29 protein-coding genes are annotated in these 23,075 nt (G+C 66.0%); 3 read left to right on the forward strand and 26 right to left on the reverse strand.

The features are described from left to right. The first annotated feature begins 30 nt into the window (after window positions 1-30). Complete coding sequence (gene typA / locus G4G28_RS06220; RefSeq protein ID WP_182991284.1) at window positions 31-1,863, forward strand: translational GTPase TypA; 1,833 nt, start codon at window positions 31-33, stop codon at window positions 1,861-1,863. Window positions 1,864-2,131: 268 nt separating this feature from the next. After that, window positions 2,132-3,889 carry an ABC transporter ATP-binding protein gene (locus tag G4G28_RS06225; protein ID WP_182991285.1) on the forward strand — a complete coding sequence of 586 codons (1,758 nt, stop codon included), beginning with the start codon at window positions 2,132-2,134 and terminating at the stop codon, window positions 3,887-3,889. A gap of 143 nt (window positions 3,890-4,032) precedes the next feature. Here G4G28_RS06225 and G4G28_RS06230 read toward each other — a convergent pair whose 3' ends face one another. From G4G28_RS06230 to flgB, 13 genes are all read right to left on the reverse strand, one after another. Next, window positions 4,033-5,070, reverse strand: a complete 1,038-nt coding sequence (locus G4G28_RS06230) for a hypothetical protein (protein ID WP_183108141.1) — start codon at window positions 5,068-5,070, stop codon at window positions 4,033-4,035. A 3-nt stretch (window positions 5,071-5,073) separates the two neighbouring features. Continuing rightward, on the reverse strand, window positions 5,074-5,985 hold the full coding sequence (gene flgL, locus G4G28_RS06235; RefSeq protein ID WP_182991288.1) for a flagellar hook-associated protein FlgL: 912 nt from the start codon (window positions 5,983-5,985) through the stop codon (window positions 5,074-5,076). A gap of 9 nt (window positions 5,986-5,994) precedes the next feature. Continuing rightward, window positions 5,995-7,365 (reverse strand): flagellar hook-associated protein FlgK, encoded by a 1,371-nt coding sequence (gene flgK, locus G4G28_RS06240; protein ID WP_183108142.1) that lies wholly within the window; start codon window positions 7,363-7,365, stop codon window positions 5,995-5,997. Window positions 7,366-7,429: 64 nt separating this feature from the next. After that, entirely contained in the window at window positions 7,430-7,783 is a 354-nt protein-coding gene (locus tag G4G28_RS06245; RefSeq protein WP_182991289.1) for a rod-binding protein, read from the reverse strand. Then, window positions 7,783-8,868: a flagellar basal body P-ring protein FlgI gene (locus tag G4G28_RS06250; protein WP_183108437.1), complete on the reverse strand. Its 1,086-nt coding sequence runs from the start codon at window positions 8,866-8,868 to the stop codon at window positions 7,783-7,785. Before G4G28_RS06250 ends, G4G28_RS06245 begins: the two co-directional genes overlap by 1 nt. A 51-nt stretch (window positions 8,869-8,919) precedes the next feature. Then, the gene (gene flgH / locus G4G28_RS06255) at window positions 8,920-9,576 is read right to left on the reverse strand and encodes a flagellar basal body L-ring protein FlgH (RefSeq protein ID WP_182991290.1); all 657 of its coding nucleotides are present in this window, start codon (window positions 9,574-9,576) and stop codon (window positions 8,920-8,922) included. Then, window positions 9,576-10,361: a flagellar basal-body rod protein FlgG gene (gene flgG, locus G4G28_RS06260; RefSeq protein ID WP_182991291.1), complete on the reverse strand. Its 786-nt coding sequence runs from the start codon at window positions 10,359-10,361 to the stop codon at window positions 9,576-9,578. Before flgG ends, flgH begins: the two co-directional genes overlap by 1 nt. Before the next feature lie 51 nt (window positions 10,362-10,412). Further along, window positions 10,413-11,138, reverse strand: a complete 726-nt coding sequence (locus G4G28_RS06265) for a flagellar basal body rod protein FlgF (protein WP_182991292.1) — start codon at window positions 11,136-11,138, stop codon at window positions 10,413-10,415. Window positions 11,139-11,161: 23 nt separating this feature from the next. After that, window positions 11,162-12,349: a flagellar hook protein FlgE gene (locus G4G28_RS06270; RefSeq protein WP_182991293.1), complete on the reverse strand. Its 1,188-nt coding sequence runs from the start codon at window positions 12,347-12,349 to the stop codon at window positions 11,162-11,164. 17 nt (window positions 12,350-12,366) lie between these two features. Next, window positions 12,367-12,489 (reverse strand): hypothetical protein, encoded by a 123-nt coding sequence (locus G4G28_RS27415; RefSeq protein ID WP_267875273.1) that lies wholly within the window; start codon window positions 12,487-12,489, stop codon window positions 12,367-12,369. Then, window positions 12,486-13,040 carry a flagellar hook assembly protein FlgD gene (locus G4G28_RS06275; protein WP_229507910.1) on the reverse strand — a complete coding sequence of 185 codons (555 nt, stop codon included), beginning with the start codon at window positions 13,038-13,040 and terminating at the stop codon, window positions 12,486-12,488. The genes G4G28_RS27415 and G4G28_RS06275 overlap by 4 nt, the downstream gene beginning before the upstream one ends. 16 nt (window positions 13,041-13,056) lie before the next feature. Continuing rightward, the gene (gene flgC, locus G4G28_RS06280) at window positions 13,057-13,461 is read right to left on the reverse strand and encodes a flagellar basal body rod protein FlgC (protein WP_182991295.1); all 405 of its coding nucleotides are present in this window, start codon (window positions 13,459-13,461) and stop codon (window positions 13,057-13,059) included. Between the two features lie 18 nt (window positions 13,462-13,479). Then, window positions 13,480-13,845 carry a flagellar basal body rod protein FlgB gene (flgB, locus tag G4G28_RS06285; RefSeq protein ID WP_182991296.1) on the reverse strand — a complete coding sequence of 122 codons (366 nt, stop codon included), beginning with the start codon at window positions 13,843-13,845 and terminating at the stop codon, window positions 13,480-13,482. Window positions 13,846-13,976: 131 nt separating this feature from the next. On the opposite strand from flgB, the gene flgA reads away from it, so the two are divergent. After that, window positions 13,977-14,648 (forward strand): flagellar basal body P-ring formation chaperone FlgA, encoded by a 672-nt coding sequence (gene flgA / locus G4G28_RS06290; RefSeq protein ID WP_374011291.1) that lies wholly within the window; start codon window positions 13,977-13,979, stop codon window positions 14,646-14,648. A gap of 17 nt (window positions 14,649-14,665) precedes the next feature. Here flgA and G4G28_RS28030 read toward each other — a convergent pair whose 3' ends face one another. From G4G28_RS28030 to fliJ, 13 genes are all read right to left on the reverse strand, one after another. Next, the gene (locus G4G28_RS28030; RefSeq protein WP_308601860.1) at window positions 14,666-15,049 is read right to left on the reverse strand and encodes a glucosaminidase domain-containing protein; all 384 of its coding nucleotides are present in this window, start codon (window positions 15,047-15,049) and stop codon (window positions 14,666-14,668) included. 336 nt (window positions 15,050-15,385) lie between these two features. Continuing rightward, entirely contained in the window at window positions 15,386-15,835 is a 450-nt protein-coding gene (gene flgN, locus G4G28_RS06300; protein WP_183108143.1) for a flagellar export chaperone FlgN, read from the reverse strand. Continuing rightward, on the reverse strand, window positions 15,835-16,122 hold the full coding sequence (flgM, locus tag G4G28_RS06305) for a flagellar biosynthesis anti-sigma factor FlgM (RefSeq protein ID WP_182991298.1): 288 nt from the start codon (window positions 16,120-16,122) through the stop codon (window positions 15,835-15,837). The genes flgN and flgM overlap by 1 nt, the downstream gene beginning before the upstream one ends. Before the next feature lie 35 nt (window positions 16,123-16,157). Further along, window positions 16,158-17,117 (reverse strand): flagellar motor protein MotB, encoded by a 960-nt coding sequence (locus G4G28_RS06310; protein ID WP_182991299.1) that lies wholly within the window; start codon window positions 17,115-17,117, stop codon window positions 16,158-16,160. A 3-nt stretch (window positions 17,118-17,120) separates the two neighbouring features. Then, on the reverse strand, window positions 17,121-18,032 hold the full coding sequence (gene motA / locus G4G28_RS06315) for a flagellar motor stator protein MotA (RefSeq protein ID WP_182991300.1): 912 nt from the start codon (window positions 18,030-18,032) through the stop codon (window positions 17,121-17,123). Window positions 18,033-18,071: 39 nt separating this feature from the next. After that, window positions 18,072-18,812, reverse strand: a complete 741-nt coding sequence (locus G4G28_RS06320; RefSeq protein WP_202033875.1) for a FliA/WhiG family RNA polymerase sigma factor — start codon at window positions 18,810-18,812, stop codon at window positions 18,072-18,074. Between the two features lie 13 nt (window positions 18,813-18,825). After that, a complete protein-coding gene (gene fliL / locus G4G28_RS06325) occupies window positions 18,826-19,311 on the reverse strand; it encodes a flagellar basal body-associated protein FliL (protein ID WP_182991301.1) in 486 nt (161 codons plus the stop codon). Between the two features lie 18 nt (window positions 19,312-19,329). Next, entirely contained in the window at window positions 19,330-19,674 is a 345-nt protein-coding gene (locus tag G4G28_RS06330) for a flagellar hook-length control protein FliK (RefSeq protein WP_229507911.1), read from the reverse strand. After that, the gene (locus G4G28_RS25330; protein WP_229507912.1) at window positions 19,671-20,534 is read right to left on the reverse strand and encodes a hypothetical protein; all 864 of its coding nucleotides are present in this window, start codon (window positions 20,532-20,534) and stop codon (window positions 19,671-19,673) included. The genes G4G28_RS06330 and G4G28_RS25330 overlap by 4 nt, the downstream gene beginning before the upstream one ends. Continuing rightward, window positions 20,491-20,808 (reverse strand): hypothetical protein, encoded by a 318-nt coding sequence (locus G4G28_RS06335; protein ID WP_182991303.1) that lies wholly within the window; start codon window positions 20,806-20,808, stop codon window positions 20,491-20,493. The genes G4G28_RS25330 and G4G28_RS06335 overlap by 44 nt, the downstream gene beginning before the upstream one ends. After that, window positions 20,801-21,190, reverse strand: coding sequence for a flagellar export chaperone FliS (gene fliS, locus G4G28_RS06340; RefSeq protein WP_182991304.1), 390 nt, complete (start codon window positions 21,188-21,190; stop codon window positions 20,801-20,803). Before fliS ends, G4G28_RS06335 begins: the two co-directional genes overlap by 8 nt. 10 nt (window positions 21,191-21,200) lie before the next feature. Continuing rightward, on the reverse strand, window positions 21,201-22,565 hold the full coding sequence (gene fliD / locus G4G28_RS06345) for a flagellar filament capping protein FliD (RefSeq protein WP_182991305.1): 1,365 nt from the start codon (window positions 22,563-22,565) through the stop codon (window positions 21,201-21,203). Between the two features lie 24 nt (window positions 22,566-22,589). Then, a complete protein-coding gene (gene fliJ, locus G4G28_RS06350) occupies window positions 22,590-23,051 on the reverse strand; it encodes a flagellar export protein FliJ (protein WP_182991306.1) in 462 nt (153 codons plus the stop codon). Window positions 23,052-23,075 lie beyond the last annotated feature (24 nt).

Below are 23,075 nucleotides of genomic sequence, written 5' to 3' on the forward strand. Positions count from 1 at the left end.
CGCACATCACGCAAATCACGCTGAAAATACATGTCAAATACCAAACGCGCAATTCGTAATATTGCAATCATCGCCCACGTTGACCACGGCAAGACCACCCTGGTCGACCAGCTGCTCCGTCAGTCGGGAACCTTCCGTGAAAACCAGGCGGTGGATACCCGCGTGATGGACTCGAACGACCTCGAAAAAGAACGCGGCATTACGATTCTGTCGAAGAATTGCGCGGTCGAGTACGAAGGCACCCACATCAACATCGTCGATACCCCCGGCCACGCCGACTTCGGCGGTGAGGTCGAGCGCGTGCTGTCGATGGTCGACTCGGTGCTGCTGCTGGTCGATGCGCAGGAAGGCCCGATGCCGCAGACCCGTTTCGTGACCCGCAAGGCGCTGGCCCTGGGCCTGAAGCCCATCGTCGTCGTCAACAAGGTCGACCGTCCGGGCGCGCGCGCCGACTGGGCCATCAACCAGACCTTCGAACTGTTCGACAAGCTCGGCGCCAACGACGAGCAGCTGGACTTCCCGATCGTCTACGCCTCGGGCCTGAACGGCTACGCCGGCCTGACCGAAGACGTGCGCGACGGCGACATGAAGCCGCTGTTCGACGCCATCCTGCAACACGTGCCGGTCCGTGACGACAATCCGGAAGGCCCGCTGCAGATGCAGATCACCTCGCTGGACTACTCGTCCTACGTCGGCAAGATCGGCATTGGCCGCGTCAACCGCGGTACCGTCAAGACCGGCCAGGACGTCATCGTCATGAACGGCCCGGACGGCACCCCGATCAAGGGCCGCATCAACCAGGTGCTGAACTTCAAGGGCCTGGAGCGCGTGCTGGTCGACTCGGCCGTCGCCGGCGACATCTGCCTGATCAACGGTATCGAAGAAATCGGCATCGGTTCGACCATCTGCGCACCGGACACCCCGGAAGCGCTGCCGATGCTGACTGTCGACGAACCGACCCTGACCATGAACTTCATGGTCAACAACTCGCCGCTGGCCGGCCGCGAAGGCAAGTTCGTCACCAGCCGCCAGCTGCGCGAACGCCTCGAGCGCGAACTGAAAGCCAACGTCGCGCTGCGTGTCTCGCCGACCGACGACGACACCACCTTCGAAGTCTCGGGCCGCGGCGAGCTGCACCTGACGATTTTGCTGGAAAACATGCGTCGCGAAGGCTTCGAGCTGGCCGTGTCGCGTCCGCGCGTGGTCTACAAGATGGTCGATGGCGTGCGCCATGAGCCGTACGAAAACCTGACCGTCGACGTCGAGGAAGTCAACCAGGGCGGCGTGATGGAAGAACTGGGCCGCCGCCGTGGCGACCTGCAGAACATGGAATCGGACGGCAAGGGCCGCGTGCGCCTCGAATACCTGATCCCGGCCCGTGGCCTGATCGGCTTCCAGGGCGAGTTCATGACCCTGACCCGCGGCACCGGCCTGATGAGCCACGTGTTCCACGAGTACGCACCGGTGGACAACAGCCGTGGCGAAATGGCCGGCCGTCGCAACGGCGTGCTGATCTCGCAGGATGACGGCGCCGCCGTTGCCTACGCGATCTGGAAGCTGCAGGACCGCGGCCGCATGTTCGTGTCGCACAACGACCCGGTGTACGAAGGCATGATCATCGGCATCCACTCGCGCGACAACGACCTGGTCGTCAACCCGATCAAGGGCAAGCAGCTGACCAACGTGCGCTCGTCGGGTACCGACGAAGCCGTGCGCCTGGTGCCGCCGATCCAGATGTCGCTGGAATACGCCGTCGAGTTCATCGAGGACGACGAACTGGTCGAGATCACGCCGAAGTCGATCCGCCTGCGCAAGCGTTACCTGAAAGAGCACGAGCGCAAGAAGGCTTCGCGCGAAGCGTAATGCACTGCGGGATGTTACGTCCCGCGTGTTGAAAAGCCGCTGTCACCGCATGCGAATGCGGGGCAGCGGTTTTTTTATGTTAGCGGCGGTGCACTGTAGGGTGGGCTTCGCATTGAAGCCCTCGGCTTCAATGCCCCACGCGGTAGAGCGTTCATGCACCCCCAGCAGCATTTTGACGTAGCGGTATGCATGAGTACAACCGCGTGGGCACGGAGTGCCCGCCCTACGACGTGTGCGCCGTTCTGGCCGAGCTTGCTAAGATTGGCTCATGCGTATCCTCTGGACTTACCTGAAACCCCACTGGCGCCTTGGCCTGCTGGCCCTGCTGTTTGCCGGCCTGGCCCAGGTGCTGGCCCTGGTCGACCCGATCATCTTCGGCACCATCATCGATCATGTAACGAAGCCGCACGCGGCCCAGGCCGATCTGATGGCGCCGGTGATGCGCCTGCTCGGCCTGGCCGTGCTGGTGGCCGTGCTGTCGCGCCTGGCGAAGGCCTTGCAGGAATACGTGACGCGCCTGGTGGTGCAAAAGCTGGGCGTGGCCATCTTCAACGACGGCCTGCGGCATTTGCTGCGCCTGCGCTTCCAGGAGTTCGAGGACCTGCGCAGCGGCGAGATGTTGTCGCTGCTGCAGAAGGTGAGGGCGGATAGCGAGCGCCTCATCAACACGTTTATTAACACGGCGTTTGCCGCGCTGGTGGGGGTGAGTTTTCTCGCCTGGTATGCGGTGACGAAGCACTGGCTGCTGGTACCGGTATTCCTGGTCGGGGTATTGGTGCTGGGCGGGCTGACGGGGCTGCTCAGCCGCGAGATCAAGACCCAGCAGCGCTCGATCGTGCGCGAAACGAACCGCAATTCCGGCTTCATCAGCGAGTCCTTGCGCAATATCGAGCTCATTAAAAGCCTGGGCCTGACTTTTCCCGAAATCCGCCGCCTGCGCAGCCAGACCGACGCCATCTTCGCGCTCGAGATGGAAAAGGTGAAGCGGGTGCGGCTGCTGTCCTTCCTGCAGGGCTCGACGCTGTCGCTGTTGAAGCTCGCGATCCTGTTTGCGCTCCTGTGGCTGATTTTTCGCGACGTGCTGTCCACCGGAGAGCTGATCGCGATGCAGTTCATCTCCGTGTCGATCTTCGCGCCGCTGCAGGAGCTGGGCAACATCATCCTGGCGCACCGCGAAGCCGAGGCCTCGCTGCTGAACCTCAAGACGCTGATGGACAAGCCGGTCGAGCGGCGCCCGCCCGACCCGGTGGAGATCGGGCCGCTCACCGAACTGCGCTTCGCGGACGTGCGCTTTCGCCACAAGGGGGCGCCTGAGGACGCGCTGCAGGGCGTGTCTTTCGAGGCAAAGCTCGGCCAGACGATTGCCTTTGTCGGGCCCTCGGGCTCAGGCAAGTCGACGCTGGTCAAGCTGCTGGTCGGCCTGTACACGCCAAACGGCGGGCAGGTTTCGTACAACGGCGTACCGACGACTGACCTGCGTTTCAACCGCGTGCGTCGCCAGATCGGCTTTGTTACCCAGGAAACCTATCTGTTTGCGGGCACCATCCGCGACAACATCCGCTTTGTACAGCCCGAGGCCAGCGACGGGGAGATCGTGGCGGCGATGCGCCAGGCTGCCTGCGCTTACCTGCTGGAGCGTTCGCCCGAGGGGCTCGATACCGTGATAGGCGAGCGCGGCATGAAGCTGTCGGGCGGGGAAAAGCAGCGGCTGTCGATCGCACGGGCGCTGGTGCGGCAGCCGGCGCTGCTGATTTTCGACGAAGCGACCTCGGCGCTCGATTCGATTACCGAGGAGCAGATCACGAACACGGTGAGGGAGATATCGCGGCGGGCGGCGCAGGTGACGATCCTGATCGCGCACCGCCTGTCGACGGTGATGCATGCGGACACGATCTACGTTCTGGAGAAGGGGCAGATCGTCGAGAGCGGGTCGCACGCGGCGCTGCTGGAGGGGAGGGGCTTGTATTACGCGATGTGGCGCCAGCAGATCGGGGAGCGGCCGGGAGCTCCCACAGGAACCATGTAAATGTCGGGGGCGACGCCCACCCTACGGTGCGTGGTATTTCCATAGGCGGGACTTCGGTAGCAAAGCGTGCGCCGATGTTCCCGTAGGGTGGGCTCCGCCCACGCGGTCTCACCGCCAGAACAGCGGCGACGGGGTGGGGACCGCTAACGCATCCCCAGCAAGGCCAGCACCCGCTCGCGGCTCACGCCCACCAGGGCCGAGGTAATCGCCAGCAGCGACTCGTAATCGTGGCTGGCGGCCGTCGCGGCGAAATCCTGGGCCGTGATGGCCAGGGCCTCCGGACTGATCTCCGGCTCGACGGCGCGCAGGCTGGCTGCGCTGAGGGCGGCGCTGGCGGCGGCTTGCGAGCGGCGCACCCGTTCGAGCGCCTGCACCACGTCGCGCAGGTTCTGGCGCAGAGCCTCGGCATTGCCCTTGTTCAGATCCTGCAACTGCAGGTCAGGCGCGACGGCTTCCGTGCCGACACGGTCGCGTCCGGAAATGGCGATGCTGTCGCGCACGGCCGGCCAGTTTGCTTCGGCGGTGGAAAATTCGATACGGCCATCGCGGCCCAGGCCTGCGCGCACGTTCAGCGGTGCCAGCGTGCGGTCCAGGCGCGCAGCGATCTGTTCGGCGCTCATCTCGGGCTCGAAGCTGGCCGACAGTTGCGGGCCGCCGGCGCCGCCGATCGAGAACGACAGCGACAGGGGCGCGGCCGCCTGCAGGCTGGCCGCGTCCAGGCCGCCGATGCGGAAACGCTGCTGTGCCGGTGCGCCGATCGAAAAGTCGAGCGCCGCGTCGACCGAGCCGCCGGCCTGGCTGGCGCGGGCGGCGAGCGTCGCGCTGAGCTGGCGTGCGCGTGCTTCGAGGTCGCGCGCGCCGCTCTTCATGCCGGCGATCCTGGCGCTCAGGGCCGCCTTGACCGATTCGAGCTGGCTGGCGACGCGATCGAGGTAGTCGCGGGCTTGCTGGGCACTGGCGACGTCGCCCTGCAGGCGGGTATCGAAATGGGGCTGGCTGCGGCGTGCGGGGGCATGCGCGACCAGGCGTTCGGCCGCCTGGAGGGCCGCGGTTTCGGTGGCGTCAGGGACCGGCTGGGCAGGAACAGGCGCCGGCGCGGCTTGGGTTCCGATGCGGCTGCCGGTCGTCGTGGCGCTATTGAGCGCCGGGCTGGTGACGGTGGGACGAAGCGAAGTTTCCATCGATTACAGGGCAGAGAACAGGGACAGCGATCCGATCCGGCCATAGGCCTTGTAGGTCGACTGCAGGGCGGTCGAGTAGCCGTTGAGTTCGGTGGCAGCCACGCCCATGTCCAGTTGGCCGATGTCGGTAATCGCCATCTGGTTCGACAGGCTGACGTTGCTGTGGTTGGCCGCCAGGGTGTCGAGGATGTTCTGCTTGCCGCCGAGGACTGCGATTTTACCGGAAACCAGGTCGAGCGCGTCGTCGAAGCCGTCGAGGTTGGCCTGGAGTGTCGCGCGGGTGGCCGGGTCATTGACGTCCAGGTTGCCGCTGCCGAGCGAGGCGATCGTCGCATCCATGCGGTTGAGCAGCTGTTCGATGCCCTTCAGGTTATCGTTGGCCGCCTGGGTCAGGCCGTTGCCGACGACCACGCGCTGTTCGTTCGTATTGCCGCCAAAGGTGTAACGCGCGCCGGGCGCGGCGCTGGCATCGTAGACCATGGCCGGGGTCGAGGTCATCGTGCCCGAAAACACGTAGCGGCCTTCCTGGTCGACGGTATTCGCGCTGTAGTACAGGCTGTCGCGCAGCGCTTCGAGCGGATTGATCATCGCTTTCAGGTCGTCCGGCGTATTGCCGCCGTCGAGCGCCCAGACGATCTGGTCGCGGCCGGAAGTGATGTCGTTGACCATGTTGCCGAGGTAGCCTTCGGTCTTGGTCAGGCGAATCTTGATCGAGGCGATGTTGTCGCGGTACTGGCCGATGGCCGCTTCCTCGCGCTGCAGGCGCGACAGGCGGACGCTGTCGACCGGATCGTCCGAGGGCACGAGGATGCGCTTGCCCGTGGCCATCTGTTCGGTCAGCTTGCTGATGCGCTCCTGGTTCAGCTGGAGCGATTTGTTCATGTTCGACTGGTACTGGGCGGTGGCGATGCGCATGATGCTTCCTTAACCCATCATCGCCAGCGTGGCGTCGAACAGGGCGTTAGCGACCGACATGACTTTCATGTTGGCCTGGTACATGTTCTGGTATTCGACGAGGTTGACGGCCTCTTCGTCCTGGTTGACGCCGCTCGTGGTCTGCCAGTCGTCCACCGCGTGGGTACGCATGGTCTGGGCAGTCACGAGGTCGGCCTGGTTCTGCTGGCTGAGCACGCCCAGCTTGCCGACCAATTGGGTGTCCGCGTCGGAGAGCAGCACGGTGCCGAGGCCCGTCACGTTGATCGTCTGGCTGTTGATCTGCACCAGTTTCTGCAGGTTGCCGGTGTCGCCTTCGGTACCGTCGCTCGAAAACGCGAGGCCTGTGGGCTCGAGGCCGGCGGTCACTTGCAGCATGTTGGTGGTGCCAGGCGTGAACACGAACAGGGGTTTGCCCGGCGTGCCGTCCATGGCAAAGCCGGCCGCCATTTGGGTGTTGACCTTCTCGGCCAGCTGGCGCGCGACGTCGGCCACGCCTTGCTGCATCGGCCGCAGGGTGTCCTTTTCGTAGACGGTCAGGCCGCCCAGCTGGCCGCCCAAGCGGGTGGCGTCGAGCGCGAAGGTGGTCGAGGCGAACTCCAGCGTGAAGCCCTGGTCGACGATGCCGCCGGTGGCGTGCAGCTTGCCGGCGACGCTGCCGATCACCAGCGCCTGGCCGGTTTTCAGCGAGATGTCGCGCACGCCGCCCGGCTGCTCGGACACTTCCAGCGCCACCTGGCCAGCCAGTTCGTCGATTGCCAGGTCGCGCGCGTCGATCAGGCTCGAGGTCGGCGCGCCGACGGCGTTCGCTTGCGAGATGCGCGTGTTCAGCGCGGCGATCTTGTCGATGTTGGCATTGGCCGAGTCGACGATGGCGCTGCGCTGCTGGCTGACCGATTGCAGCTGGGCGTTGAAGACGTTGTTCAGGCTATTGAAGCGCTGGGCCAGCAGGCTCGAGGAGGTAAGCACCTGCTGGCGCAGCGGGGTCGAGGTGGCGTTGTCGCCGGCAACCGCGTTGAGCGAGGCGAAGAAACCGTCGACCGCCACCGACAGGCTGGCGCTATCGTCGCCCATCACGCGCTCGAGCTGGGTCAGGTAAGGCTGGGTCTGCGAAAACTGGCCGGTCTCGGCATTCGCGCGCCACATCTGCTGGCTTTTATAACCATCGGAAAAACGGATCAGCGAGCTGACCTGCACACCATTGCCCACGGCCTTGCCGCTGGCATCGGCACCCACGGCCGACAGCATCGCCGCCTGGCGGGTGTAGCCCTTGGTCTGCAGGTTGGCGATGTTCTGGCTCGTTGCCGACAGCGCCAGCTGCGAAGCCAGCGCGCCCGACAGCGCGTTGTTCATGATGGTCATGGCGGAGGTCTTTCTGGAGAATCAGGGGTCTACCTGTAAATAGGCGACCGACTGCTTCAGATTATTAAGTGTTGCCGGGGGTATTTGTTTTCGGCACGAGCTGGCGCAGGATGGCATCGGCCACGCCGAAGGCGCGCTGGCCGGCCATCTGCTTCGAGAGGATGCCATCGGCCATGTCCTGCATGTCCTGGTTGACGCGGTCCTTGAAGACGCTGTCCTCGTCGGCCATTTCGCGCGTGGTCGCGCGCATGTCCTTGAGCATCTGCGAAATGAAGAAGCTTTCGAATTCGACCGCGGCCTTGGTGGCTTTCGCCAGGTAGACCGGATCGGGCGCGCCCTCGGCGGCCGGGGCGACGGCCTCGGTGTTGAGCACGCCGGCGCGCGGCAGCTGCGGATTGAGCTTGTTTTCAAACTGCATCAGATCACCACCAGTTCGCCTTCGATGGCGCCGGCCTGGTCGAGTGCCTGCAGGATGGCCATGATGTCGTCCGGCGAAGCGCCGAGGCTGTTGACCACGTCGATGATGGTCTGCAGCTTCGCGCCCGGTGGCCACTTGAACATCTGGCCCGAACCCTGGTCCACCGACACCTGCGACTGCGGCGTGACCGCGGTCTGGCCGCGCGAGAACGGGCCCGGCTGGCTGACCTTCGCGCTTTCGGAAATCACGACTTTCAGCGAACCATGGGTGACGGCGGCCGACTTCACGCGCAGGCCGTCGGCGATGACGACGGTGCCGGTGCGCGAGTTGAACACGACCTTCGGCACTTCCACGCCCGATTCCACCGACAGGTTCGACAGCTTGGCCACGAATGCCACGCGCGCGGTCGGGTCGCTTGGTGCCACGACCTCGACGCTGGTACCGTCGGCGGTGGTGGCGACCTGGCCAAACTTTCGGTTGATCGCTTCGACGACGTTGGTGGCCGTTTCGAAATGCGGGTGGCGCAGGCGCAGCAGCACTTGCGGGCGGGTGGCGAAATCGGTGGCGATTTCGCGTTCGATCATGGCGCCGTTCGGGACGCGGCCGGTGGTCGGGGTGTTCACCGTCACCGAGGAGCCGCTCTTGCCGGAGGCCGACAGGCCGCCGACGACCAGGTTGCCCGGGGCCAGCGCATAGACTTCGTTGTCGGCCGCGCGCAGTTGCGTCAGCAGCAGGGTGCCGCCGCGCAGGCTTTTCGCGTCGCCCAGCGAGGACACCGTGATGTCGATCGCCTGGCCGCGGCGGTAGCCCGGCGGGAACACGGCCGAGACCATGACGGCCGCGACGTTCTTGTTCTTCGCGTCTTGCCCTTCCGGCAGCTTGACGCCGAATTGCTTGAGCATGTTCAGCACCGACTGGCTGGCGAACTTCACCTGGGTCGAGTCGCCCGAGCCATTCAGGCCGACGACGAGGCCATAGCCGACCAGGGGATTCTCGCGCACGCCCTCGATACTGACCAGATTGCGCAGCGCCTGGGCGGCCTGCGCGGGCACGGCCGCGCTCAGGGCGAGCGCGGCGGCGAACATGATACGGCTGAGGAGGGCAAGACGGCGAAACTGAATCATGTCATTCCTGGGTTAAAACGGCATCAAGGGACCCGTGAAGAAGCGGGTCAACCATCCGGCGGAGTTGGCATCGGCCAGCACGCCTTTCGCCGAATACGCGATGCGGGCATTGGCCACGCGCAGCGACGACACCTGGTTCTCGGCATCGACATCGGCGGCGCGCACATAGCCCTTCAGGCGGACGAATTCCTCGCCCTGGTTCAGGGTCATGTTCTTTTCGCCGGCCACGCGCAACAGGCCGTTGGGCAGCACTTCCTGCACGATCACGGTCAGGGCGCCGGACAGGGCGTTCTGCTGGGTGCTGGTCGAGTCGCCCGAGAAGCTGCGATCAGCCGAGATGTCGACCCCGGTCTTGCCGAAGGTCTTGCCCAGCACGCCCAGCGGCGTCACGCCGACCGAGGAGCCCTTGCTGAAGCTGGTCCCGGCGCGCTTGCTGGCCTGGGTGGTCTCCTGCAGGATCACGGTGACGACGTCGCCGACGCGGTAGGCACGCGCATCCGAGGTCAGCGACAGCGCGTCGCTGCTGAACACGCCGCCGGATACGCCACGCGAAGCGGTTGGTGCGACCGGCACCGGTGCTTCGTCGACTGCCGCCACTTTCGGCGCGGTCGACGCACAACCGGCAAGCAGAAGGGCAAGGACGGTTGCCGCGATGCTCGCACCCTTCATCAGCGCGCCGCCTGTGCCAGGTACTGCAGCATGTTGTCGGCGGCGGACAGCACCTTGGTATTCATCTCGTAGGTACGCTGGGCAGCGATCATGTCGACCATTTCTTCGACGACCTGCACGTTCGAGCCTTCGAGCGCACCCTGTTTCAGTTTGCCGAGGGCGCCATCGCCCGGACGGCCTTCGGTTGGCGCGCCGCTGGCGGCCGTTTCCGAGAACAGGTTTTCGCCGAGAGCCAGCAGGCCGGTCGGGTTGACGAAGCCGGTGAGCGTCAGCGCGCCGAGTTCAGTCGGTGCGGCCTGGCCGGGAATCGTGGCCGAGACGGTGCCGTTTTCGGCAATGGTGATCGCGGTGGCGTTGTTCGGGACGGTGATCTGCGGCACCAGCGGCAGGCCCCGGGCATTGACCAGGGTACCGTTGGCGTCGAGCTGCAGCTGGCCGGCGCGGGTGAAGGCGGCATCGCCGTTCGGGCGGCGCACCTGCAGGAAGCCGTTGCCGGAAATGGCGACGTCGAGCTGCTGGCTGGTCGTTTGCAGGCTGCCGTTGGTGAACACCTTCTGGGTGCCGACCAGGCGCGTGCCGTTACCGAGCTGGACGCCGTTCGAGACCGTGTTGTCGGCACTCTGCGCACCCGGTTGCGTATCGACCTGGTAGTGCAGGTCTTCGAAGACGACGCGGTCGCGCTTGAAGCCGACGGTGTTGACGTTGGCCAGGTTGTTGGCGATCGCCTGCAGCTTGGCGTCTTGCGCCTGCACGCCGGTCTTGCTGATCCACATTGCTGGATTCATGAACTTCTCCTTGTATTTCCAAACGCTATGATGCCGCGGAGGGCAGGGCTTTTAAGCGCCGATTAGACGGTTACCTACCTCGTTCATCTTGTCACTGGCCTGGAACAGCTTCATCTGCATTTCGAAACTGCGGTTCAGCGCCATCGTCGCCACCATCTCTTCGATGGCCGAGACGTTGCTGCCTTCCAGGGCGCGCGAGCGCACGGTGATGTTCGGGTCACCCTGCAATTGATCGCCACTCCGCGAGACGATCAGGCCGGCCTCGTTCTTGGTCAGTTCCGGGCCTTCGGCCGTTACCAGGCGCAGCTTGTCGATCACCTGCATCGTGGTTGCGCCTTCGCCCATCACGGAAATCGTACCGTCGGTACCGATCTCCACGGCGGAGTGGGGCGGCAGCACGATCGGGCCGCCGTCGCCGAGCAGCGGGCGGCCCGCCACCGACAGCGCGCCGTTGGCATCGATGTCGATGGTGCCGGCGCGCGTATAGGCTTCCTGGCCGCCGAATTCGACCGCGAAGTAGCCGTTGCCATTGATCGCCACGTCGAGCGGACGGCCGGTTTCACGGATCGTGCCCGGCTTGGCCGAGATGGCGTCGGCCTGCGTTTTCGCCATGTGCACGTCATCGTAGCCGTAGCCGCCGAGCGACTGGGTCGAGACCAGTTCCAGGTTCGCGCGAAAGCCGGCCGTGTCCATATTGGCCAGGTTGTTCGCGTGGACCTGCTGGGCACGCAGCGTGTGTTCGGCGCCGGAGACGGCGGTGAAGATCAGTTTATCCATGCGTGTTCAGTCCTGGTCCGGTCTTACAGTGCCTGCATCAGCGACTGCATCATCTGGTTTTCGGTGGTGATGACTTTCGAGTTCGCCTGGTAGTTGCGCTGCGAGGTCATCAGGCCGACGAGTTCGGAGGTGATGTCGACGTTCGAGCCTTCCAGTGCGCCGGTATTCAACTTGCCCGACAGGCCTGCGCCCGGGGTGCCGTACAGCGCCAGGCCCGAAGCGGCATTCGCCTGCCAGCTCGTTTCGCTGGTGGCGGTCAGGGCGCCTTCGTTGGCGAAGGTGGCCAGGGCGATGGTGCCGACGGTCTGCTTCTGTTCGTTGCTGTAGCGGGCGACGACCGAACCGTCACCAGCCAGCTCGACGCCGACATAGGTGCCCGAGGCATAGCCGTCGGTGCTGTTGGTCGTGGTGGTCGCTTCGCCGGCGAACTGGGTGGTGCCGGTGTAGTCGATCGTGAAGGCGATCGGGTCGGAGCCGTTGGCCGTGTTCAGGGTCAGGGTGCCGCTCTTGGCGGCGCTGGTCAGCTGGCCCTTGCCATCGAAGCTCAGGGTGCCGGCAGTCGCTGGTGCCGCGCCGTCGAAGCCGTAGTGCACGGCCACCTGGTTGCTGCCGGCCTGCTTGACGAAGTACTGCGACACGGTGTGCTGGGTGCCGAGCGAATCGTACAGGACCGATTGCTTGACCATGTTGTAGCTCGACGGGTCGGTGCTGTCGAAGGTGGTGGTGGTCGGTGCTTTCCAGTCGGCCGACAGGTTGCCGACGAAATTCACGCCGGTCGATGCCGAGGCGGCGATCTGGCCGGTCGGGATCTTGATGTCGCCCATGGTACCGAGGGTGCCGTTCACGGTCGGGCCATAACCCTGCACCTTGCGGCCGGCGGCGTCGACCAGGTTGCCGGCATTGTCGGCGGCGAAGATGCCGACGCGGCTGTACGAGACGGCGCCGGTGGTGTCGCGGCTGACGAAGAAGCCGCGGCCGTCGATGGCGGCGTCGAGCGAGCGGCCGGTCGATTCGACCGAGCCGTTCAGTTCGATGTTCTGGGTCAGCGAGCCGACCGAGACGCCCGTTGCCTGCTCGCCCGCATACATGGCGGCGAAGTTGGCGCGGCTGCTCTTGAAGCCGTAGGTGCTCGAGTTGGCGATGTTGTTCGAAACGGCTTCCAGCTGCTCGTTGATGGCCTGGATACCGGAGAGGGCGATATTGAAACTCATGACTGTCTATCCTTGAATTAGTTGGAGGCCAGCTCGGCGGCCTTGCCGTTGAAACCAGTGATGGCGGCCGGGTCGACTGCGCCGACACCTTCCACCTGCAATACGACGGAACCGCTGCCCGACAGGCGCACGCTGCTCACAGTGCCGGCGACTTCCACACCGACAGCCGCGCCCTCGGTGGTCCGGGCCGCGATCGCATAGCTGCCCGGCGCCAGTCCCAGCGCGCCCGGATCGATCGTGAAACCCGGGTGCCGGCCGCATGGAAGGGCAGCGACACCGAATGATTCTGGCCATCGGCGCCGGTCAGCACGACATTGGTCGCGCCGGCGGACGGCAAATTGATGCTGGCGCTGATCGCCTTGCCGTCGACGCGCACACGGTCGGTGGCGACGGTGACTTGCGATCCGACCTGGCCGCCCATGGCCAGCACCTGCATGCTTTGCAGGACGCTGGCGCTGGCGCTGGTGGTCTTCGACAGGCTTTGCAGGGCCTCGGTCTGGGACAGCTGCGAGAGCTGGTTGACGAACTGGCTCGGGTCGGACGGGGCCAGCGGATCCTGGTTGCGGATCTGGGCGACGAGCAGCTTGGTGAACATGTCCTTGTTGGCGGAGACGTCGGCGCTGGCCGAGACGGGATCAAAGCCGGTGGCGGCGGTGTTGTTCGCGCCTGCGATGGCGTTATTGGTCAGCATTGTCATCCTCTTGAGCTCAGCCTTCGCCCAGTTTCAGCAGCGACTGCTGCATCGATTTGATCCGGCCCAGCACCTCGACATTGGTCTCGAAGGCGCGCGAGGCGGACATCATGTCGGCCATTTCGGCGACCGAGTTCACGTTCGAATAGACGACCATGCCTTCGGTGTCGGCCAGCGGGTTGCCCGGCTCGTAGACCTTGCGCACCGGGTCGGCGCTCTGCACGACGTCGAGCACCTGCACGCGGCCGCCCGCATCGTTTTCCATGACGGCGGCGAAGACGGGTTTGCGGGCGCGGTAGGCTTCGGCCTCGGAAGGCGCGGCGGTGTCGGCGTTGGCCAGGTTCGAGGCGATCGTGTTCAGGCGCACCGACTGGGCGGCCATCGCGGAACCGGCAATGTTGGAGATATCCTTGAAGCTCATATGTCGATGTCCGCTTGTTTAGCCTTGGCCACTGATTGCTTTTTGCAGCCCGCGCAGCTTCATGTTGATGAAGGTAAGGCTGGTCTGGAAGTCGGATGCGTTCTGCGAAAACGCGGCCTGTTCGACGCCGATTTCGACGGTGTTGCCATCGGCGCTGGGGTGGAAGGGCACGCGGTACAGGGCCTCGGCGTCGGTCGACAGCGTCGCTTCGCCGGCTTCCTCGTCGATGCGCTGTTGCAGGGCGGCGCCGAAGTCAAGGTCGCGCGCCGTGTAGCCTGGCGTGTTCTCGTTGGCGATGTTCGCGGCCAGCACGCGGGTCCGTTCGGCGCGCACATGCAGCGCGTCCGCGTGGACTCCGAGGGCTTCCTTAAAATTAATCGTCATGTTCGATCCTCCGTCGCTGTGCTGCGGTGTGTTTCGTTAGAATGGGTAAATCGTCGATTGCCAAGGTTGCTGCAATGATTTTTCGTACTGTCCGCTCAGTCGCGTTGTTGTCGGCCTTGTTGCCGGTGTCCTTGCCTGCGTTCGCTGCGCCGTCCGCCGCGCCGAGCATCGCCAGCCAGGTCGAAGAGGCTGCCCGCGCCGAGCTCGAGAAGCAGACCGCTGCTTCCGGCCTTGCCGACGCCCGTTTCGAGCTGACCGTCGTGCCGCCGCGGGTGGCACCTGCCTGTTCCGGGCCGGTCGAGGTCGATACCATCGATACCCGCCAGGCCATCCGCATGCGCTTCGGTGTGCGCTGCCCCCAGGCCGGCGCCGCGCGCCAGGAATACATCGTCCGGGCCCGCGTTTTCGCGTCGGTCGTCCTGACCGCGGTGCCGGTTGCCGCCAACGAAGTGCTCACTGAAACGCATGTTACCGTAGGGCAACGTGAGATTACCAGCATTCCCGATCCTGTGGTGAACCCAAGTGACGCAGTAGGACAAACCAGCCGCAGAATGTTGCGCGCGGGCGACGTTCTACGTAACAATTCGCTCACGGCACCCGTCCTGGTCAAGCGTGGCGATGCCGTGGTGATGATTGCGCGCATCGAAGGCATCGAGGTCAGCACGGCCGGCGAAGCACTCGATGCGGGTGCGCGCGGGGCGGTCGTGCGGGTACGTAACAATTCGAGCGGGCAGACGCTGCGCATGCGGGTCAGCGCGCCGGGAACGGTGGAACCGGTCGACATGCCGCGCACCAGCCAGTAACGATGCGCTTGTAACGATCAGCCGCCGATCCCCTGCAACTTGTCCGCCAGGCGCGCCAGCTTCGTGGCGTAGGCGGGATCGGTGGCATAGCCGCCCTTGGCCAGGCCCTGGGCAAAGGCGTGGGCATCGTTGCCGGTGCCGATCGCGCCACGATAACGCGGGTTATCGAGCAGCATCTTCGTGTAGTCGCGGAAGGCGCTGGCCGCGTCCGGATAGGCCTTGAAGCGTGCACTTGTCTTGATCGCCGCGCCGCCGACATACTCGGTGGTCGCGGTCTCGCTGACCGCGCCCTCCCACTTGCTGCCGGCCTTGATGCCGAACAGGTTGTGGCTGGTGGCGCCGTCGGCGTTGCGGATCGGGCGCTGGCCCCAGCCCGATTCGAGCGCGGCATGGGCCTGCACCAGTTCCGGTGCAACGCCGAGCTTGCCGGCGGCTTCCCGGGCCAGGGCGCGATGCTGTCGAGGAAAGCCTGCTGGTCGCCGCTGGCGGCGCCGTCGCCCTCGGTTTCCGGCGCGGCCAGCACGGAAGCCTCGCTGCGGGCACGCCAGAGGCTGCCTTCGGCGGTCAAACCCGGCGCAGGGGCGGGTGCCGAGGCGCCGCCGCCGTTCTGGATGAATTCCGCCACCTCGCCCTGCAGGGCACTGAAAGTGCTGGCGAATCCGCTGCCGCCGCCGATGGCCGCCGTCGGGCGGGTGGACGTGGTGGGCAACGTGGCCGACAGCGGCGTTGTCGAAAACTCAGCGTGGCGCATAGGTACCGTCTCCGCCGTGCAGCACGCGCTGCATGGTGGTGAATTGCTCGGCCAGCAGGTTGCCGTTGCGCGTGGTCGCGCCCTTGCAGGCGACCACCAGCCGTTCCAGCTCGCCCCAATTCGCCGCCAGCGTGGCACGGCCGGGTTCGGGCTGGGTGGCGATGAAGGTCGCCATCGTGGCGTCAGGACCGTGCAGGGCGCGCACCAGCGCCACGCGCTGGCGGCGGCGCGCATCCATCGCGTCCAGCGCCGGCGTGAGTTCCTCGGCCAGCTGGGCCAGCTCGGCACCGCGATGGCGCAGGGCGGCCTGGAACTGGCGCTCGAGCAGGGCGTGGATCTCCGCCGCGGCGTGCAGATCCTGTGCGACGCCGGCGACGAGAGCGGCGACCGCTCCCTGGCGCGTCAGGCGCGGCGCTGCCGGGGTTGCAGCCGTCATCAACGGCCTCCGTGGAAGCGCTGGATCATGCCGGCCAGGCGCTTCGCGTCGAAGGGCAGCTCGCCCTTGGCCAGCGCGTCGCGCAGTTCGGCCACGCGGGCGGCGTCGAATTCGGGCATGCTGCGCAGGGCCTCGGTGGCCGGCTGCAGCACGCTCGACTGCAGCGGGGAAGCGCTGCCCGTTGCCGCGCTCGGGGTGCTCGGTGCCGCTTCGGCAGGTGCCGCCACGGGGGCGGTGGCGCCGACTGCGGGCGTCATGATGGATGCGCCGTTTCCAGTGATTTTCATGCGGGTACCTCGGTTTTTCGATTGAATCGTCATGGTTACTTCGCCAATTGGCCGCGCAGCGTGGCCGCGTCGCGTTCGTTCGCGTCCTTGCCAGGCGCGCTGACCGACACGCCGTCGACCAGCTCTTCGGTCGCGCCGGGCGCGCCAAACATGCCTGCCACGGTGCGCGATTGCTTGCGCGTCAGGATCATCAGTTCGATGCGGCGGTTCACGTCCGCGTCGGTGTGTTCGCTGTCGAGCGGCGCCCGGTCGGCCATGCCGACCACCTGCAGCACGCTGTCGGGGCGCATGCCGCCGGTGAGCAGCTGGGCGCGCGCGGCCATCGCGCGGTTGGTGGACAGGGTCCAGTTCGACATGCCCGTCTTCTGGGCGAACATGTACTGCACCGAGTCGGTATGGCCGACGACCAGCATCTGGTTTTCCATCTGTGCGAACAGCGGCCCCATTTGCTGCAGCAGGCGCGCGAAGCGCCCGGTCGGCAGGGCGCTGCCGCGCATGAACATGCCTTGCTTGTCGGTGTCGTGCAGCATCACGCGCAGGCCGAAGGGCGTCACGGTCGTTTCCAGGTTCGAGGCCAGGCCAGCTTCCTCGCTCATCTTTTCCAGCTTCTTCGACAGCGCCTTCAGGTCGCTTGGCGAATCGTAGGATACGCGCGCGGCGCCGTCTGCGCCAGCCTCGCCCGCTTCCTTGCCCGGACCGGAACCGTCATGCATGGTCGGGAAACGCTCGATCAGGCTGCCGCTCGGATTGCTGGAGATTTCCGGGCGCTTGCCCGGGCCTTCGAGCTGGCCGGCAGCGGCGTCGCGCATCATGGCCTGGACCGCTTCCTTCTCGCGCGCGGCCATCAGCCACAGCACCAGGAACAGCGACAGCAGGGCCAGGCAAAAGTCGGCGAAGGCGACTTTCCAGGCGCCGCCGTGCTCGTCGTGGTCGTGCTTGCCGCCGCCGCGCTTGACGATGGTTTCGCCGTGGTGCTTGTCGTTCAGCTTGGACACGCTTTACCCCGTCATCCGGTCGCTGTTGCGGCGGCGCTTGTTCTGCGACTCGTCCTCGCCTCCCATGGCGTTGATCCACTGTTCCAGCTGGGCGAAGCTCGGCTTGGTGTTCAACTGGATCAGGCGGCGGCCGGCGTCGATCGCCAGCAGCGCGGGTTTCCCGGCCACGTGGGTGCACAGCACGACCTTCACGGTCTCCATCGTCGACGCCTCGCCATTGACCAGCTGTTTCATCATGTTCGAGATCGGGTCGAGCAGGCCGTAGCAGAAGAAGATACCGATGAAGGTACCGACCATCGCCGCGCCAACCTTCTCGGCGATCAGGCCCGAATCCGCGCCGCCCGAGACCGAATACATCGCCATCACGATGCCCAGCACGGCCGCCAGGATGCCGAAACCCGGCATGCCTTCGGCGATCTTGTGCAGCGACTTCGACGGCTGGGTGAGTTCCTCGTGGATGGCTTCCAGTTCCTGCTCGAGCACGCCTTCCAGTTCGTGCGCGTTGATCTTGCCCATCGCCATCAGGCGGAAATTGTCGACGATGAAAGCCAGCAGCTTCGGCTCGTCCAGGATGCGCGGGTAGCGCTGGAAGATGGCGCTGTCCCTCGGTGCCTCGACGTGGGCGTCGAGCGCCTTCAGGCCGCCGGCGGCCAGTTGCAGCAGTTCGTACATCAAGAGCAGCAGCTGGCGCTGGAATTCCGAGTCGTGCTTGGTGCGCGAGGCGATCTTCTTGAGCTGGTGCAGCATCTCGGTCAGCACGTGCTTTTCGTTGCCGATCACCAGCGCACCGAAGGCGGCGCCGACGATGATCAGGATCTCGACCGGATGCCAGATCGCAGTGACCGTGCCGCCCATCAGCGCGAAGCCGCCGAACACGCAGCCGAGCACGATGAAAATACCTAGGAGTTGCTGCATGACAGGCCTTTCTGGAGGAGGTACATTTGTTCTCTTTTGTTAGCGCGTCCCGAGGGCCGCCTTCATCTTGGTCAGCGCGCTCTTGTTGAGCTGGCAGACGCGGGCGTCCGACAAGTCGAGCACGGCGGCGATTTCCTTGTAGCTGAGCTCGAACTCATAGATCATCTGGATGACGCGCTGCTCGCGCTCGTTCAGGGCGCCGAGCGCCTGCTCGAGGCTGCGGCGCACCATCAGCGATTCTTCCGGGCCGGGCGCGCTGTGCGCCTGCTCGGTCGCTTCCTGCAGCACTTCGTCGAAGCTCAGCATCTCTTCGGCGCTGTCGTCGAGCAGGTGCTGGTAATAGTCTTCCTGGCTGATCCCGAGTGCATCGGCCGCTTCCTGCGGCGTCGGCTCGCGGCCCAGCGAACGGGTCAGGGCGCGGATGCTGTCGCGCAGGCGGTGCGCATCCTGGCGCACGCCGCGCGGACGCCAGTCCTGGCGGCGCAGCTCGTCGAGGATGGCGCCGCGGATGCGCAGCGAGGCGAAGCTGCCGAAGCCGGTGTCGGGCTCGCCGTAGCGGCGCAGCGCCTCGAGCAAGCCCATCAGCCCGATCTGTTCCATGTCTTCGCGCGACATCGCGCCCGACTGCTGCGAGTTCAGCTGGCGCACGATGCGCTTCACCAGCGGCGCATAGGCCACCAGGTGACGCTGCTCCTCGCGCGGGCTCATGCTGGCGGCGGCCGCAGCCTGCGTGTACTCGCTGGCGCTGGCGCTGTCGGCGTAATCGGCAAAATAGGCCACGTGGTCCCCGGATTTATTCAACGATCAGCTTGCCGATCATGACTTCGTCGAAGGGCTTCTCGCGGTCCTCGGCAGCATAATTGGCATCGAAAGTCTTGTTCAGCTGGGCGGCGTACTGCTCGACCGACATCGACGAGGCTTCCGCCATCGTGTGGTTCGAAAGCGCGCGCACCACAATCGAGCGCAGCAGCGGCAGATGGTCTTTCGCTTCCTTCTCGCGCTCCTCGTCGGTGGACAGCACCAGGTCGGTCGACAGGTAGTGGGTCGTCGCTTCGTTCTGGCCGCGCTTGAGCATCACGATCACCTTGTCGAGGGTGATGTACTTGACCGGCTTGTCCGACTTTTCCTTCTTCTTCGGTTCGGCGTGGGCGGATTTGCCCTCGGCCGGCGCCGCATGGGCTTCCTGGGCATTCATCCACCACATCGCGCCACCGGCGGCACCGGCGCTGACCAGCGCGACGGCAACGACGCCGATGATCATCTTGAGCTTGCTGTTCATTGTTCTGTCAGTTGGTAATTACGCGCGGCCGTTCAGGGAGAACGATGACGCGCCGGTGTTGGCTTCGGCCAGGGCATTGCCCGGCATGTGTTCCTGCTCGCGGCCATCCTGCTGGCGGCCGCGGTCGCTGCCGTCGCCCGCGAACTGCGGCGTCGCGTTGGCGCCGCGCGGGGCAGGGGCGACGTTGACGGCAACGTCCGTGAACTGGCGCTGGGCCAGGTCGCTGCGCAGATTTTCGCTGACCGTCTGCAGCTGGCGCAGCACTTCGCCGTGGGTGGCCGAGATGTTCACCTCGAGCGAACCGGCGCTGTGGCGGATCGCGATCTCGACGCGGCCCAGCATCGGTGGTTCGAGACGAATCACGGCTTGCTCCGCGCCCTTGCCGACCTGCAGCTGGAGGCGCTCGCCGAGGGCTTCCTGCAGCGTCTGGCGCCATGCGGTCGGCGGACCGGACAGGGTGACCGTATCGGCGCTGCGCTGGCCGCCAGGCGCCGGCGCAGGTGCCGCCACGCCGAAGCTGCCCGCGGGCGAACGCTCGGCGATCGGTGCCGCCTGCTCCTGCGCGGCATCGCTTGCGGCCAGGTGTCGCCGCCGGTACCCGTACCGGCAGCTGCCACCGGGGCCGGTGCTGCCGCAGCCGTGGCTGGTACCGCAGCCTGGACCGGTGGCAGCACTGCCAGCGCCGGCGCGGCCGGCAGTGCCGGCTTGCCGGCAACCCCGGCGAAGGCCTTGCGTGCGCCTTCGCCGGTGTCCGCCAGCGACATGCCGGCGTCGGGCGACGGCTTCGATTCTTTCGCTGCCGGTGCGCCCGGCAGGGCGGCCACGACCGCGGCCAGCGTGGCCTGGGCCACGGGCATCAAGGGCATTGCCATCGACATCGCGCCCAGCAGGGCGGCGTCGGCGGCCGGTTGCTGCTCGTCAGCCGGCGTTTCGGTAGCGGGCAGCGCGGTGTCCGCGAGCGGAATTTCCGCATCGGCGGCCGGCGCAGCCTGGTCCAGGCCCAGCCATTGCGCAAAGGCGCGCGCCGGCTGGAGCGGGGCTTGCTGCGCCGCGTCGCCGGCCTGCGCGGGGACGGCAGCCGCGCGCTCCTGCGCCGGGCAGGGGCCGCAGCCTCGTTCGCGGGAGCGTTTGCAGCCGGCTTGGCGGCGGTGGCGGCGTTCAGGGAAGTCAAAGTCAGGTTCATTCGTGTTGTCCGGCCGGTTCGTTCTCGCTGGCGAGCGCATACGCGATCCAGCCATCCTTGTTGTTACGCATCTCGGCAAGGCGGGCGCCGAGGCTTGCCAGCGCGTCGCCGCAGCCCGCCGCGGCGCTGTCGTGGGCGATGCGCAGTTGCGCCAGCGCCTTCAGCTCGGCAGCCGTCCACGGACCGCGCGCTTTCCATGCGGCCAGTTGGGGACCGAGCGCCCGGGCCAGCGCGTCCAGGCGCTCCCAGTCGCGCGCGGCGCCGGCCTGGTCGAAGGCCAGGGCCAGCTTGCCGATTGCCGCGCTCCTAGGCATTGCGCGCCTGTACGCCCTGCCAGCCCTGGCGGATCGTGCTCAGGACGCCGACCACTTCGTCGACCATGGCCGGATCCATCTTGATGCCGGCGCCTTGCAGGCGTGCCGAGCAGAAGTCGTAGAGGCTGGCGAGGTTGGCCACGACCTCGCCGCCGCCCTCGAAGTCGAGCGAGCTGGACAGGCCGTTGATGATTTCGCAGCACTTGTCGATGCTGGCGGCTTTTTGCTCGTAGCGCTTGCCGACGATGTGGCCGCGTGCGCGTGCCAGTTCGTCGAGCAGGCCGTCGGTAAGCAGCAGCACCAGCTCGACCGGGGTCGCGCGCGAGGTCTGCGAATCGAGATTGACAGCGTGATAATTGCCGTAGGCTTCTTGATAGGACATGGCTATGAGTTTAGTCTTTGCTGCTGCTGAACAAAGCGTCGAACAGCGAGGTGTTATAGGACATACTGCTTTGAACGGACTGCAGTTGGGTGAACTGCGTCAGGTAGCGCTTGTAGGCGCTGTCATACTGTCTGTCGAGGGCGGTTTGGCGTTCCGTCAAGTCGCCCTGCAGTTTGCCGACCACTTCCTTGCGGCGGCCGATCTGGCCATCCGCGCTGTTGGTCCACAGCTTCAGGTAGGAGTCGAGCTGGCCGGCGATGCCGCTGGTACTGCCGGCGGCGGTGCTGCCGATCAGCGTATCGAGGCCGGTCGGATTGGTTGCCAGGGCCTTCGTCATGCGCGCGCTGTCCAGGCTCAAGCTACCGTCGCGCGCCGCGAGGATGCCGAAACTGGCAAGACTCGTGCTGCCGCTGCCGCGCAACATGCCCACCAGGCGATCGCGCAGGGCCCGCACGCCACTGTCGCCGGAGAATGCACCGGCAGCGTCGCCCGCGGTCGGATCGCCAGGGCTGACCAGGCCGTCGATCGCGGATTTGAGCTTGTTGTAGGCGTCCACAAAAGCTTGCGCGTTCGACGTCGTCTTCGACGGATCGGTGGCCACGGTGAGCGTCACCGGCGCGCTGCCGGTGGTTTGCGCTTTCGACAGCGTCATGGTGACGCCGTCGATCACGTTCAGGGTGTTGCTGGCCTGGCGAATCTCGGTGCCCGCTTCGGAGCCGACGTTCACGATGGCGTCCAGGGGTTTCGCCAGCTCGGCCGGCGCGCCCAGGCGCGTTGCCAGGTTGGCGTCGACACCGCTGGTCGAGAGCGAAATCGCGTTGTCCGCGCCCGTCTGCTTCGAGGTCAGCACCAGTTCCGACGTGGGCACGCCGTTGACGATGCCGGTGCTGACCACCGAGGCCGATACGCTGGTGTTGCCTGGCGCGGCATTGATCGCGGCGGCCAGGTCGCGCACGCTCCAGTTGGGCTTCGTGTTCAGCTGCAGCGTGAACGAATTGCTACCGGCACCCAGGGTCAGCGAGCCCTGGCCGGCGAAGTCGCTCATGCTGGAGTACGACAGCTTCTGCGCGCTCGCGACCTGCTTCACAAAAAACGCGTAGCTGCCCGCGGTCGCGGTCGCGCCCGCCGTGGCGCTGGCCACGCTCGTGTCGCTGAAGGCCGCGCTGTAGGCCGAGATCGTCTTGTTCACACCGGTCATGGCCAGCAGGCTGCTCTGGAAGGTATTCAGGGCCGAACCGAGCGTGCCCAGGGCTTTTTCGGTGGCGCTGGCCGTCTGCGTCTGGCGCGTGAGGATCGTCTGGCGTCCGGACGTGAAGCTTTCCGCCATGGCTTGCGCGGTACTCGTTGGATCGTAGGTATTGCTGATGCCTGCCATTTGGTTCTCCTTGATGAGCGGGTGTTACGCCCGGCCCGCCAGCCACGATTGGGTGGCGATCTCGTCTTCACGCTTCCTGCTCGCGCGGTCCTGCTCGCGCGCCAGGGCGTCCTGCTGTTGCTCGAGCACCTTGCCGAGCAGTTCGCGGCGCGTCCACGCCTGTGCCAGGTTGCGCTGCGATACCGCCATGTTCGCCTCGTGCAGCTGGAGGTCGGTACGGTGGGTATCGGCCAGCGCGAACACGGCCTGTTTGTACTGTCCGCAGTTCAGTGCCAGCGCCGGCGCCAGGCGGCCGGCCGCGCCTTTGCCCGCGCTGCTGCCCGAAGCGCCGCTGCCTTCGGCCAGCGCGGTCAGGCGCTCGAGGTTGGCCTGGTAGCGCGCGCGCGTGGCTTCCTGGCGCGCCAGTTCGGTCTGCAATTTGTCCACTTCCGTGCCGCGCAGGCGGACCAGGGTGTCGATGCTGCGGATGCTGTCGCGGCGGGTCACTGCTTCACCTTCATGTTCGTCATC

This window comes from Massilia sp. Dwa41.01b, from assembly GCF_014171775.1.
Taxonomy (GTDB): domain Bacteria; phylum Pseudomonadota; class Gammaproteobacteria; order Burkholderiales; family Burkholderiaceae_D; genus Telluria.

What these genes read in the sequence shown, in the direction of transcription:
- G4G28_RS25330 (WP_229507912.1), bottom strand. Translation starts at nt 20,534, where the DNA reads ATGCGCTCGCCAGCGAGAACGAACCGGCCGGACAACACGAATGAACCT.
- G4G28_RS06250 (WP_183108437.1), bottom strand. Translation starts at nt 8,868, where the DNA reads ATGTTCGCCGCCGCGCTCGCCCTGAGCGCGGCCGTGCCCGCGCAGGCC.
- flgB (WP_182991296.1), bottom strand. Translation starts at nt 13,845, where the DNA reads ATGACGATTAATTTTAAGGAAGCCCTCGGAGTCCACGCGGACGCGCTG.
- flgG (WP_182991291.1), bottom strand. Translation starts at nt 10,361, where the DNA reads ATGAATCCAGCAATGTGGATCAGCAAGACCGGCGTGCAGGCGCAAGAC.
- G4G28_RS06270 (WP_182991293.1), bottom strand. Translation starts at nt 12,349, where the DNA reads ATGAGTTTCAATATCGCCCTCTCCGGTATCCAGGCCATCAACGAGCAG.
- flgC (WP_182991295.1), bottom strand. Translation starts at nt 13,461, where the DNA reads ATGAGCTTCAAGGATATCTCCAACATTGCCGGTTCCGCGATGGCCGCC.
- flgN (WP_183108143.1), bottom strand. Translation starts at nt 15,835, where the DNA reads ATGACGGCTGCAACCCCGGCAGCGCCGCGCCTGACGCGCCAGGGAGCG.
- typA (WP_182991284.1), top strand. Translation starts at nt 31, where the DNA reads ATGTCAAATACCAAACGCGCAATTCGTAATATTGCAATCATCGCCCAC.
- flgM (WP_182991298.1), bottom strand. Translation starts at nt 16,122, where the DNA reads ATGAAAATCACTGGAAACGGCGCATCCATCATGACGCCCGCAGTCGGC.
- fliD (WP_182991305.1), bottom strand. Translation starts at nt 22,565, where the DNA reads ATGGCAGGCATCAGCAATACCTACGATCCAACGAGTACCGCGCAAGCC.
- G4G28_RS06230 (WP_183108141.1), bottom strand. Translation starts at nt 5,070, where the DNA reads ATGGAAACTTCGCTTCGTCCCACCGTCACCAGCCCGGCGCTCAATAGC.
- flgK (WP_183108142.1), bottom strand. Translation starts at nt 7,365, where the DNA reads ATGACCATCATGAACAACGCGCTGTCGGGCGCGCTGGCTTCGCAGCTG.
- G4G28_RS06265 (WP_182991292.1), bottom strand. Translation starts at nt 11,138, where the DNA reads ATGGATAAACTGATCTTCACCGCCGTCTCCGGCGCCGAACACACGCTG.
- flgH (WP_182991290.1), bottom strand. Translation starts at nt 9,576, where the DNA reads ATGAAGGGTGCGAGCATCGCGGCAACCGTCCTTGCCCTTCTGCTTGCC.
- G4G28_RS06335 (WP_182991303.1), bottom strand. Translation starts at nt 20,808, where the DNA reads ATGCCTAGGAGCGCGGCAATCGGCAAGCTGGCCCTGGCCTTCGACCAG.
- flgL (WP_182991288.1), bottom strand. Translation starts at nt 5,985, where the DNA reads ATGCGCATCGCCACCGCCCAGTACCAGTCGAACATGAACAAATCGCTC.
- fliS (WP_182991304.1), bottom strand. Translation starts at nt 21,190, where the DNA reads ATGTCCTATCAAGAAGCCTACGGCAATTATCACGCTGTCAATCTCGAT.
- motA (WP_182991300.1), bottom strand. Translation starts at nt 18,032, where the DNA reads ATGCAGCAACTCCTAGGTATTTTCATCGTGCTCGGCTGCGTGTTCGGC.
- G4G28_RS06275 (WP_229507910.1), bottom strand. Translation starts at nt 13,040, where the DNA reads ATGCTGACCAATAACGCCATCGCAGGCGCGAACAACACCGCCGCCACC.
- G4G28_RS06225 (WP_182991285.1), top strand. Translation starts at nt 2,132, where the DNA reads ATGCGTATCCTCTGGACTTACCTGAAACCCCACTGGCGCCTTGGCCTG.
- fliL (WP_182991301.1), bottom strand. Translation starts at nt 19,311, where the DNA reads ATGAACAGCAAGCTCAAGATGATCATCGGCGTCGTTGCCGTCGCGCTG.
- G4G28_RS06245 (WP_182991289.1), bottom strand. Translation starts at nt 7,783, where the DNA reads ATGCAGTTTGAAAACAAGCTCAATCCGCAGCTGCCGCGCGCCGGCGTG.